This window comes from Bifidobacterium aesculapii, assembly GCF_001417815.1.
GTDB lineage: Bacteria > Actinomycetota > Actinomycetes > Actinomycetales > Bifidobacteriaceae > Bifidobacterium > Bifidobacterium aesculapii.
This window is the reverse complement of sequence record NZ_BCFK01000072.1, coordinates 1-11,292: the sequence shown is the minus strand read 5'-3', so window position 1 is coordinate 11,292 and position 11,292 is coordinate 1. Positions and strand designations below refer to the sequence as shown.

6 protein-coding genes are annotated in these 11,292 nt (G+C 68.0%); all 6 read right to left on the bottom strand.

Annotated features, from left to right (window positions below; all coding sequences use genetic code 11):
• Positions 1–388: 388 nt before the first annotated feature.
• Complete coding sequence (locus BFAL_RS09855) at positions 389–2,716, bottom strand: hypothetical protein (RefSeq protein ID WP_152973641.1); 2,328 nt, start codon at positions 2,714–2,716, stop codon at positions 389–391.
• The gene (locus BFAL_RS09850) at positions 2,713–4,239 is read right to left on the bottom strand and encodes a hypothetical protein (protein ID WP_152973640.1); all 1,527 of its coding nucleotides are present in this window, start codon (positions 4,237–4,239) and stop codon (positions 2,713–2,715) included. Before BFAL_RS09850 ends, BFAL_RS09855 begins: the two co-directional genes overlap by 4 nt.
• Entirely contained in the window at positions 4,236–5,279 is a 1,044-nt protein-coding gene (locus BFAL_RS09845) for a heme ABC transporter ATP-binding protein (protein WP_201780456.1), read from the bottom strand. The genes BFAL_RS09850 and BFAL_RS09845 overlap by 4 nt, the downstream gene beginning before the upstream one ends.
• Positions 5,276–6,478 carry a FecCD family ABC transporter permease gene (locus BFAL_RS09840; protein ID WP_201780455.1) on the bottom strand — a complete coding sequence of 401 codons (1,203 nt, stop codon included), beginning with the start codon at positions 6,476–6,478 and terminating at the stop codon, positions 5,276–5,278. The genes BFAL_RS09845 and BFAL_RS09840 overlap by 4 nt, the downstream gene beginning before the upstream one ends.
• A complete protein-coding gene (locus BFAL_RS09835) occupies positions 6,475–7,725 on the bottom strand; it encodes a heme/hemin ABC transporter substrate-binding protein (RefSeq protein WP_055428203.1) in 1,251 nt (416 codons plus the stop codon). The genes BFAL_RS09840 and BFAL_RS09835 overlap by 4 nt, the downstream gene beginning before the upstream one ends.
• Before the next feature lie 225 nt (positions 7,726–7,950).
• The gene (locus tag BFAL_RS09830) at positions 7,951–11,031 is read right to left on the bottom strand and encodes a fibronectin type III domain-containing protein (RefSeq protein WP_152973639.1); all 3,081 of its coding nucleotides are present in this window, start codon (positions 11,029–11,031) and stop codon (positions 7,951–7,953) included.
• Positions 11,032–11,292 lie beyond the last annotated feature (261 nt).

The window sequence follows — 11,292 nt, the reverse complement described above, 5'->3', positions numbered from 1 at the left end:
GCCGCAAGACGCTGGGACATATGCGCCATATTCTGAAAAGCCCGGAATACCAAGGAAACCACCGACACCACGCCGCCCTGCGCAGACCGGCCTTCACGACCCCTATGCGCAGGTTCGAGGCCTAATTGAACAGGTTCGCCACCGGACTGCACAGGTTCAAGGCCAAACCGCGCAGGTTCGCCACCAAACTGCGCAGGTTCACGCGCCGACCGCGCAAATACGGCATCACGTCACAGAGCCAGTATCCTGTACCGTACATTCGCCGATGAATCGACCACCTCTCAAACCCTCTTCGCGATCCAGCCCCTGACAAGGGAGCCGGGAATGGGATAAACGAATTGACGGCGCAGAACACCAGATGCGATTACGGGCCGGCCACGCACCGCCCTCACAAGCCGAGACGCTTGTCGAGCTCGGCGGCGGCGTCAAGACCGAGCCTGCGCCGGACGAACCAGCCGAACGCGAGCGGCAGCCCGGCCGCCGCGGCGACCGAACCGGAACCAAGCGCGATGGTGCGCGCATTATCCGCAATAAGCATCGTACCGTCCGCGGCATCGCCCGCAGCGGACACCGCGTCACCGACCGCGGCATCATCCGCAGCGTCATCCGTGGCGGTGTTCCCCGCGGCGGCCGTCGTTTTCTTCGTTGTGGAGGAGCCGGTCTTCGCACCAGTCGAGCCGGTGGTGGTGGAGCGCGCTCCCCCGGCGGCCGTCGCCGCGGCGGGGCTTCCCTCCCCCGCGGTCACTGTGTACGAGGAGTCGTACTGCACGTAGAGCGGCAGCGTCGGTTTGGCGAAATCGCGGGCGCTGTTCGACGTGTACCAGTAGGCGGACTGGCCGGTCTGCAACTGGAAATCGACGAACGACTGCGGGAACGACCCCCAATAAGAGGCGTTCGTATCGTCTTTCGCGGCCTGCGAGCCGTGGTCGCCGCTGGCGGAGACGGCCACGCCGAGATAGTCCGGCGTGACGGTGAACCCGTGGTCGGCGAGCGCCTGCGTGACGTTCACCGCGTTGCCGCCGGTGAAGTCGGCCACGTGGATCTGCTGCGGCGTCAACGTGAGCCACTTGCTCGCGTCGTTCATGTCCGCGCCGTAGCCGGATGCGGTTGCGGTGAGCGAGCCGGTGCCGTTCGCGGCGAGCGTGAGGGTCGGGTCGGTGACGGACCAGTAGGTCATGCCGCCGTAGTAGGCGACAGTCCACGAGCCTTTCCATGTGATGGTGGTCGTGCCGTCGGCTTTCACGGTGCCGGTGCCGTTCGAGAGGACGACCTGTGATTCGGTGTTGATGGAGCGTCCGTCGGCGCGTTTGCCCATCGTCACGCTGGAGCCGTCGCGCGCGAGGCATTTCGATGCCCATGTGGCTTCGGTCCAGTTGCCGTTCGCGTCGGGCTTCTGGATGGTCACGTTGCCGTCGGACGACTTGTAGAGGCTTTCGTCCCATGTTCTGGACGATCCGGTGTTGCCGGCCACGCCCGCGGAGAGGAAGTTGCATCCGCCGGAGTAGGCGGCGGAGTTCGTCTCGTCGTTCATGCCCCAGCGCAACGTGACGCCGGTCAGCACGGTGTCGCCGGATTCGGTGCCGCCGTTGTTATCGCCGTTGTTGTTATTCCCGTTGTTGTTATCGCCGTTGTTGTTATCGCCGTTGCCGCCGCCGGAACCATTATTCCCACCGTTCCCGTTGTTCCCGTTGTCGCCGGAACCGTTATCACCACCGTTGCCATTGTTCCCGTTATCGCCGCCACCGCCGTTGTCGCCACCGTTGTCCGGCTCGCCGCCGTTCCACCCGACGGTGATCGGTTTCGGCGCCTTGCGCGCGTCGGCGTTGCCGCCGGAACCGTACCAGTAGGGGGCCGTGCCCACCTTGGTCATGAAGTCGATGAACGGCTTCGGCCAGCTCTTGACCTTCGTGCCGTTGCCGGCCACGTCGATCTCGGCGAAATCGGGCGTGACGATCACGCCGTCATCCTGTACGTCCACGTCGGTCAGCGTCGCGATCTCGACGTCCTGTTCCTCGGGCAGCTTCTCGTACTTGTTCGGGTCGTTCATGTCCGAGCCCCAGCCGCCGAGCGTCGCGGTGACGGTGCCCTTGCCGCCGGTCACGTTGAGCTTCACGTCCTTCGCATACCACTGCGTCATGCCGGAGTAGAAGATCACCGTGAACGCGCCGTCCCACGAGATGGAAGCGTCGTCCTTGTCCGCATCGAACGTGCCCTCGCCGTGCGAGAGGACCACGCGGTTGCCGCTGTCCTCGCCGTCGGCGACGCCCGCGCCGGGCAGGTCCTTGCCTTCCGGCGTGGTCCTGAGCCCGGCCCACGTGGCCGGCACGTACGTTTCCTCCGTCTTGCCGTCCGCGTCGGTCGTGCGTTGCAGCTTCTCGATCGAGACGTCGCCGTCCGACTGCTTCCACTCGGATTCTTCGACGTTGTCCGAAGCGGACGTCTTGTCGACGATGCCGGCGCTCAGGAAGTTGAACGTGCCGGGAGCGTAGGCGCGGTAGTTCGATTCCTTGTTGAGGCTCCACGCGAACGTGGCGTCGGAGACGGTCTGCACGGTCGTTTCGCCGGAACCGCCCGTGTCGCCGCCGTCTCCCGAGCCGCCGCCGGTCGCGCCGTCCGCCGCGAAGGCGGGCGCGATGGCCGCGACCGAGCCGGCGCACACCGCGATGCTCGCCGCGGCGGCGCATATCGTTCTGAGCAGCATTTGCCCCACACTCATCGCATTCCCCCTTCGTTCGTGGCGGCGGCGCCTGTTGCGGTGCCGTTTGATGCGGCGGCACCCTGTTCCGCCGCCGCGTGGCGCGTGAAGAACCCACGGATGTCCGCCGCGCGCCGCACCGCACCATCACGGGAGGTGTCGGCGCGAACAGCGTCGGCGCGCGCCGTACCGGCAGCACCGGCGACTGTGGCGGGCACGGGCATCGCCACCGTCGCCGCGGTCTGCACCGCGTCGGGACGCGCGGCATCGGCGGGCCTCGCGGCGCTGCCTTCGGCGGGCGTCACGGCGGGCTGCGCCGCGCGCGTCTCCGCCACGAACGGATTCGTGACGGGTGCCATGCCGAACGCCTGCGTCGCGCCGTCGGAACCGGCATCGTGCTCCCCCGATGCACCCGCACCCGTCGCGGGCACTGCGCCCGTCGCAAGCGTCGCGTGCGACGTGCCGTACGCGTCCGCCATGTCAACCGGCGCCACGCCGCGCACGCGGTCGGTCTTCGCCTGCTCTTTGGCGAGTCGCCGGTACTGCCTGCGCTGACGTTTCACGGATTTGAGCTGTTCGCGGTAGCGGCGGTCCTCGGCGCGACGTTCGCGACGCGCCATCTCCTTCTCCATCGCCGCCGGCGAGACGCCCAACAGCAGCGATTTCGCGGCGAGATAGCCGCCGAAGCCCGCAGCGAGCACGATGACGGCCACGCCGAAGATAATCACGGCCGCGACGAGCAGCCATCCGGCCACGCCCAGCACCGGTACCGAGGTTTCCACATTCGCTCCTTCCGACGCCGGTTCCGCCGCAGTGCCGGAGTTCGCCGCCGGCGCCTGCTGTTGCGCGGATTCGTCGGCGGTCTCCGCGGCGGCCTGCGCCGTGCCGAACGTCATCGGCGTGAACGTCTCGTTGTTCGCGTTCGACACGCCGTGCGCGCCGATCGTGATGATGCCGCATTGCACGGCCGTGCAGTCCACGTCCGAAGGATTGCCGGACCGGTCCGTGCTCGTGAACTTCGCGCCGGGCACGGTGATCTTCGCGCTCCATGTGCCGTCCGCGGCGATCTCGCCGCCGTTCGCCGCGCTCTCGGTGGAGCTGCCGGGGAACGCGACGAACACGTCGTAGCCGGCCGGATTGTTCTCGTCGTCCGGCACGTACTTGTAGTTCTCGCCGGTCACGCCACCCTGCGACGGCTTCCACGAGCCGCCGTCCGGGTCACTCACCCAGCCGAACAGCACGTAGATGCCGCCGAACCCGTTCTGCACCGACTGGAATCCGCTTCCTTTGAGGTCCACGGTGGTCGCGCCGTCCGGATTGAGCGTGCCGCCCTCCGGCGTGGCGCTCACCTGCGCGCCCGCGGCGTGCGCGGCCGGCACCGAGCCCGGAACCACGCCGGTCACCGCCGCCGCGACCGCCAGCGCCACGGCCAGCAGGGTCGCGGCCACGGCCGTGCGCACACGACGCGCGCGGAACGCCGTCGCCGCCCCGGCACCGGCGCCGGATGCCGGCATCCCATGCTTCATCCCGTCCATCGCACTCATCGCGCTCCTCCCGAACGACGCTCCGCCTCAACACCCGCATGACCGTCCACACGACCGTTCACATGACCGCCCGCATGATCGTCAACATGATCGAACTGCGGCAGGTTCGCGCGGCCCTCAAGCGGGAACGCTCGGCGGCCGTACACATGACGGCGGATCGCGGGACGCTTCGGCGTGATCGTCACGCCGCCGTCCACGAGGCGCGTCACCTCGATCGGGCACTGGTACACGTCCGAAAGACGCTGCGACGTGAACACCTCCTCCGGCGCGCCCAACGCGCGCAGACGGCCATGCTCCAGCAGCGCGACGCGGTCCGACCATGCGGCCGCCGCGTCGAGCGCGTGTACGATCACCACCACCGCGCACCCGGCCTCGGCGTAGTCGCGGCCCAGCCGCATGAGCAGCTCCTGATGCCTCACGTCCATCGCGGCGGTCGGCTCGTCGAGCAGCAGCACCGGCGTCGCCTGCGCGAGCACGCGCGAGAACGCGGCGCGCCCGCGCTCGCCGCCGGACAGCGACGTGTAGACACGCGGGGCGAGCGGCGCGACGTCCGTCATGCCCATCGCGGAATCGACGATCATGTCGTCGTCCATCTCCTGCGGCGTGCCTTCCCACGGGGAACGGCCCATGCGCACGATCTCGTCGACGGTGAACGGGAACGTCACGTCCACGTTCTGCATGAGCACGGATCGGCGCATGGCGAGTTCCGTGGCATCCCAGGCGGCGATCGGCTCGCCGAACAGGGTGATCGCGCCGCCGGTGACCGGCACGTCGCCGGTGATGGCGTTGAGCATCGTGGACTTGCCGGCGCCGTTCGGCCCCACGACGGACAGCAGTTCGCCGGCGCGGATGTCGAGGCTGATGCAGTCGAGGATCTCGCGGTCGTCGATGGTGACGCTCACGTCCTTGAGTTCCAGCACGACGTCGCCGGGCTCGGGCGGCACCGGCGGGCGATGCGTGCGCGACCACGGCATGACGGATGCGGTGAACGACGACTTGGCGGCTTTGGACGACTTGGACGACTTGGCGGCGGCGATCATGCCCAACCTCCCGACTTGGAGCGGCTGCGGCGAAGCAGCCAGAAGAAGAACGGTCCGCCGACGAGCGAGGTGAGCATGCCAATCGGCAGGTCGGCGAACTGGATGGTGGTGCGCGCGGCGAAATCGGCGATGGTGAGCAGCAGCGCGCCGCCCAACGCGGAGGCGGGCAGCAGCGCGCGGTGCCCGGGGCCGATGATCATGCGCAGCAGGTGCGGCACCACGAGTCCCACGAACGCGATGATGCCGGAGAACGCCACTGCGGAGGAGACCAGCAGCGCCACGACGAGCATCGAGCAGAAGCGCAGTCGCTCCACGTTCACGCCGAGGTGACGGGCCGGCTTCTCGCCCAACGACAGCAGGTCGAGCTGGTGGGCCACGAACTGCACGGCGATGACGCCGATCACGCACATCGGGGCGACGAGCGCGACCTGCTGCCAGCGCGAGCCGTTGAACGAGCCCATCTGCCAGAACACGATCTGGTCGCGGGCGGAGGTGGGCGCGGCGAACGTGAAGAACGAGATGAGCGCGCCGGCCACCGCGTTCACCGCCACACCGGTCAGAATCAGCGTGACGACTTCGGTGCGGCCGCCGCGGCGCGCGAGGAAGTACACGGACAATGTGGTGAACAGGCCGCAGGCGAAGGCGAGCAGCGGCGTGGTGAACGCGCCGAGGAAGTTCCACCCCATGAGGATCGAGCAGCTGGCGCCCACGGCCGCGCCCGAGGAGACGCCCACGGTGCCGGGTTCCGCCAGCGGGTTGCCGAACACGCCCTGCATGACGGCGCCGGCCACGCCGAGCGAGGCGCCGACGACGATGGCCATGACGATGCGCGGGAAACGCACGTTCCACAGGGCCTCCTCGCCGAACGCGCGCGTGGGGCCTTCAAGCCAGTGGATGCCGATCTTGTTGAGCACCGAGCCGAGAACCTGGTCGAAGGGGATGATGAGCTGGCCGAGCGAGGCGGAGACGATGGTCATGACGACGAGCGCGACCGCGAGCACGGTGAAGGTGAGCGCGGTCTTGCCCATGCGCGGCTTGCCGGCGAGGCCGAGGTCGGCGGCGTTGGCGCTGATGCGCGCGTCGCGTTCGCGCCGTGCGGCGGCGGGGCCCAGACCGCGGCGGACGCGGTTGGCGGCCGGCACCGCAGCGGACGATACGGACGATACGGATGATGCGGACGGCGGCTGTGGCGCTGTCATTGCTTGTTCTCCTGTTGCAGTTCGTCGAGTCGTTTCTGGATGACTTCCGGCTTCTGATCCGGCTGGTAGGAAAGGTCGGGCGCGTAGACGGCCGTGGCGAGCGCGGCGAGCACCTGCGCGGTCTGCGGGCCGAAGCTCATGATCTCGTAGTCGCTCATGTCGACCACGCGCCGGTGCTGTCCGGCGGGGGTTTCGGCGATGCCGGGCATGGCGAGCATGCCGTCGATGCCGCCGGCGGATTCGACGCCGAGCGTCATCGCGAGGATCACGTCGGGTTTGGCTTTGATGAGCGCCTCGGAGTTGGTGGGGGCCATGCCCTTGAAGCCGACCTCCTTGGCGACGTCGTTCGCGCCGATCGATTGGATGAGCGAATCCGCGCCCGAACCTTCGCCGAACCAGTAGTAGATCGACTTGCCGCGCACGTACAGGAACACGATGCGCGGTTTGCGCTTCTCGTCCGTGGGGGCGAGGTTCCTGCCGATGGCCTGGATGGTCTGGCTGATCTCGCTGTTGGTGCGTTTGACGAGCCGTTTGCCGAGGTCGGAGACGCCGAGCGCGTCGGCGACGGCCTGGATCTGCGCGCCGACGCCCGCGATGCCCTTGTCGCTTTCCAACGGCACGAACACCACCGGAATGCCGGATTGGCGCAGTTGGAGCTGCACGTCGTACGGGCCGATGGAGGTGTCCGTGATGATGACGGTGGGCTCCAGCGCAAGAATCGATTCCGCGTTCAGGTCCATGCCGTTGACGGTGACCTTGGGCAGCTTGTCCATGCCGGAGGAGCCGGTGGCTGTGTCGCGGCCGACGAGGTTGCAGCCGAAACCGAGCGCGTACACGGCCGCGGCGAGCCCGCCGTTCTGGTTGAGCGCGAGGATGCGCGTGGTGTCGGTGACGGTCTGTTCGGGGCCGTCCGCGCTGGTGACGGTGACGGGCAGCTGCTGCTCCTCGAACGCCGCGTTGGAGATGGGGATGATCTGATCCGAGCGCGTGTACGCGGTGGTGGGGCCTTCGATCTCACGCGGGTCCTGGAGCTGCGACTGGGTGACGTCCGGCAGCTGCGGCGGGTTCGGCGTCTCGGAGGCGTCGGGCATATTGCATGATTCGAGGCTCGCCTCGGAGATGGTGCCGATGTTGGCGCATCCGCTGAGGGTCAGCAGGCATGCGGCCGCGAACGCCGCGCATGCCGCGATGGCGCGGGCGCGCCTGCTGCGGTGCCGGGGTTCGGCGGTCGGGTGTCCGATGACCATGGGGATGCTCCTTGGGGGTGGGGTGGGGTCGGGACGTCGGGTGGGACGATTGTGACGGGATGGGTGATAGGTGTGGGCGGGCGCCCGGTTCCGCGGTCGGGTTCCCGTTGGGGAAACCGACCGTTTGGAGCCGGGCGCCCGTGCCCTGCCGTTGTTCATCGGTCATCCACACTGCGATGCCATCCGTGGAACGGTGCATCCGTCGTGCGGAACGGACCGAGGAGCTCAGGCGTTGCGGCGGCGCAGGACGGTCACACCGGCCGCGGCGGCGGCGAGCGCGATCATCACGCCGGCGAACACGGCGACGGAGGCGCCGGTCTTGCCCAGCTGGCCGTTGGTGGTGCCGTTGGCGTTGGCCGTGCCGTTGGTCTTATCGGTGGTGCCGTTGGTCGTGGAACCGGTGTTGTTGCCGTTGTTGCCGCCGTTGCCGGCGTCGGCCTTAGCGACGCTCACGGCGAGTTCCGCGGTCTTCTCCTGGCCGTCGATGGTGGCCTTGGCGGTCACGGTCGCGGTGGCACCGGCCTTGAGCGCGGTGATCGTGGCTGCGGAGCCGTCCTCGTTGGCCTCGACCTTTACGCCTTCGGTGTTGCTGGAAACCCACTCCACCTTGACGTCGTCGGTCGCTTCGCCTGCGAGCAGCGCCTTGACAGTGGCGGTGCCATCGACCTTGAGGTTGAGCTCAGCGAGCGCGTCACCGTTCTTGTCGGTGATGGCGAGCGCCGGAGCAATCGGAGCGGGGGCCACGGCGGTGTCGCTCTGCGCGGCGTCACTGGTGCCCTTGGCGTTCTTGGCGGTCACGGATGCGGTGTACTCGGTGGCCGGATCCAGCTTGGTGAAGGTGTGCTGGAACGTGTCGGCATCCACGTCGGCGGTCAGGTCGGAGGCTTTAACCTTGGCCGCGGAGGCGTTCTTCGGCGTAAGGGTCACGGTGTAGCCGGTGATCGCGGAGCCACCGTTGTCCTCGGGCTTCTCCCAGCTGACGAGCAGTTCGTGGGCGGCACCCTGCTTGGCGGTCACGTTCTGCGGCGCGGACGGCTTGGTGGCCTCGGTCGGGGTCACGGCTGCGGACTTCTCGGACGCGGCCGAAGAGCCGGCCTCGTTCTTCGCCACGACGGTGGCGGTGTAGGAGACGCCCTTGGCGGTCAGGCCGTCGAAGGTGACGGTGGTGGCGTCGGCGGCCACGTCCTTGGCGATCGGAGCACCGGCGGACGGGGTGAGGGTCACGGTGTAGCCGGTGATCGCGGAGCCACCGTCGGACGGAGCCTTCCAGTCGACCTTCACCGAGCCGGCGGCCGGCACGGAGACGACGGGCTTGGCCGGAGCGGCCGGAGCCTGGGCCTGGGCCTTGAGCGTGATGGTCTTGGCGGTGTCGAGACGACGGTCGGTCAGCGACAGTCCGTGCGCGGCGGTGGTGCCCACCACGTAGGTCTTGCCGTACTGGAAGGTGTTGGCGGGAATCGTCACCTTGGTGGTGAACTCGCCGTTCTTGATGTCGGCGGCCTTCACCCAGGCGGCCTTGAGGAAGTCCTTGGCGCTGGTCGGGTTCTTGCCGGCGGTCCACACATCGGCGTCAGCAACCACGGCGTAGGCGCCGTAGTAGGCGGCACCACCGGTGAAGCCGGTGCCCTTGACGGTGAACTCGGTGTCCTTGGTCGGGTCGATGTCGGTGGTCGGCGTCACGGTGACGGTCGGAGTGGACACCGGGTCGGCGTTCGGGGTCACGGCGTCGGAGGCCGGGGACGCGGCGGAGGCGCCCTTGGCGTTCTTGGCGACGACGGTGGCGGTGTAGGAGACGTTCTGCGCGGTGAGCTTGCCGAAGGTGGCGGAGGTCACGTCGGCGGCAACGTCCTGGGAGACGGCGTCGCCCGTGGACGGGGTGAGGGTCACGGTGTAGCCGGTGATCGCGGAGCCGCCGTCGGACGGAGCCTTCCATTCCACCTTCACCTGGTACGGATCAGCCATGGAGCCGGCCACGGTGGCAGTCGGCTTGGCGGGGGCGGCCGGAGCGGTGGCCTCGGGCTCGGCGGCCTTGAGGGTCAGGGCCACTGCGTGGTCGAGGTTGCGGTTGGTCACGGACAGCATGTGTGCGGCGAACGACCCGACCACGTATTCCTTGTTCGGGTCGAGCGTGTTGGCGGGGATGTCGAGCACCTGGGTCCAGTTGCCGTCCTTGTCCAGGTTGGAGTAGCCGTCCTTCGGATCATTGGCGGGACGTACCCACTTCTGCACCGGGAAGGCGCTCTGGTCGGTTGGGACCTTGCCCGGCTCCCACACGGACTTGTCAGCGATCACCACGTACGTGCCGTACGCGGCGCCGGAACCGGTGTATCCCTTACCGGTGACGGTGATCTGCTGGTCCTTGGTCGGGTCGATGGTGGTCGGATCCGCGGACAGCGTGCCGACGTTGCCCACCTTGGACGGGTCCTCGGCGGCCTTGGCGGTGTAGGCGACGGTGATTGGCGTCGGGGCCTTGGCCTTGGCGTTCGCGTCGGAGGCGCCGCTGTTGTACCAGTAGGAGGCCTGGCCGGTCAGGTCCTGGAAGCTCACGAAGTCCTGCGGCCAGGAGCCGCCGTCAGGCACCTCGGTGGTCTTGATGGAATCGTATTCGGGGGTGACGGTGAAGCCGGTGTCGGTCACCTTCACGTTCTTGAGCTCGGCGATGGTCTTGTTCTCCTGGACCGGGATCTTGCTCCACTTGCTCGTATCGTTGCGGTCGGCGGCGTAGCCGGAGAGATCGGCGGTCAGGGTGGCGGTTCCGTCGGCGTTCACCTTCAGCTCCGGATCGGCAGCGAACCAGTAGGTCATGCCGCCGTAGAACGCGACGGTGAAGGAACCGGTCCACTGGATGTCGGCGGTGTTGGCCGCGGTGTCGATGGTGCCGGTGCCCTTGCTGAAGTTGACGGTGGCGTCCGTGGAGGTACCGGTGCCGTTCGTGTACGCCGTGGCCGCCTTGCCGCTCGGCGTCAGGCACTTGGTCTCCCACGTCGGGGTGACGGTCAGGTCGCCGTTGGCGTCGGGGGACTTGATGGTCACGTTGCCGTCGGCCGACTTGTAGCCGGGGTTCGGATTCGAGGCCGTCCAGGGCGCGGAGCTTCCGGAGTTGCCGGCCTCGCCGGCGGAGAGGAAGTTGCACCCGCCGAACCATGCGCCACCGGTGGCGATCTTGCTCAGTCCCCAGCTCAGCGTGGCGTCGCTGGTGGTCTTCGCGGTCGAATCCGCGGCGGAGGCGGCCGGCGCCACGAGGCCGGCGCCGAGCGTCGCCGCGGCGATCACGGCCGCGAGCGCCGTGGTACGTTTCTTGTTCAAGAACACTGCTGTTCCTTTCGTTGCTTCGGTTCCCATACGTGTTTGGGTGGTTTGCCGCGGTCCGATCGGCGCTTGTGGCGCGCGCCGGCCCGTGCGTTCACTGCTTGAACCCCTGTTTCAGAACTGTTTTGCGATCCCATGGATGCTTCGCGGACGCGCCCCTGATTCCCTTGAGTCGCTGACGGGCGTCTGTTCGCGCAACAATCCGGTCTGCGCAAAAACCACTCGCAATATATGCGGATGTTTTTTGGAAAAAAGACG

What these genes read in the sequence shown, in the direction of transcription:
- BFAL_RS09855 (WP_152973641.1), bottom strand. Translation starts at nt 2,716, where the DNA reads ATGAGTGTGGGGCAAATGCTGCTCAGAACGATATGCGCCGCCGCGGCG.
- BFAL_RS09850 (WP_152973640.1), bottom strand. Translation starts at nt 4,239, where the DNA reads ATGAGTGCGATGGACGGGATGAAGCATGGGATGCCGGCATCCGGCGCC.
- BFAL_RS09845 (WP_201780456.1), bottom strand. Translation starts at nt 5,279, where the DNA reads ATGATCGCCGCCGCCAAGTCGTCCAAGTCGTCCAAAGCCGCCAAGTCG.
- BFAL_RS09840 (WP_201780455.1), bottom strand. Translation starts at nt 6,478, where the DNA reads ATGACAGCGCCACAGCCGCCGTCCGCATCATCCGTATCGTCCGTATCG.
- BFAL_RS09835 (WP_055428203.1), bottom strand. Translation starts at nt 7,725, where the DNA reads ATGGTCATCGGACACCCGACCGCCGAACCCCGGCACCGCAGCAGGCGC.